The 419-nt window shown below is 55.4% G+C and carries 1 protein-coding gene; it reads right to left on the bottom strand.

The window, feature by feature from the left end:
• Positions 1–419 (bottom strand): IS3 family transposase (locus QP997_RS09770; protein ID WP_284847005.1); only part of this gene is annotated, 419 nt, incomplete at both ends.

Raw genomic sequence — 419 nt, 5'->3', positions numbered from 1 at the left:
TTGTACCACCCGATGTACTCGTCGATCGCTTGGTTGAACTCTGCGACCGTGTCGAAGACTTCACCGTGGTACATCTCTGTCTTCAAGTGCCCGAAGAAGTTCTCCATGACCGCGTTGTCGTAGCAGTTGGCTTTACGCGACATCGACTGCACACCACCGTTGTTGTCGATCAGGTCACGCCAGGAGGCATGCTGGTACTGGAAGCCTTGATCGGTGTGCATCATCCACCCGGGTTCAGGTGCACACGTCGCGATCGCCTTGGATAAAGAATCGGCGGTAAACGCTGTCGACGGCGATGTAGCAACGGTGTGAGCGACGATGGAGCGATCGAACAAGTCCATCACCGGTGACAAATACACCTTGCGGCCTTGGACCCTGAACTCGGTGACGTCGCTGACAAAGACGGTATTCGGCTTATC

Origin of the sequence: Corynebacterium sp. MSK039, from assembly GCF_030232315.1 — a bacterium.
In the GTDB taxonomy this organism is placed as follows: domain Bacteria; phylum Actinomycetota; class Actinomycetes; order Mycobacteriales; family Mycobacteriaceae; genus Corynebacterium.
Note: the sequence above shows the minus strand (reverse complement) of the source record. Positions and strands in the feature narration are given on the sequence as shown.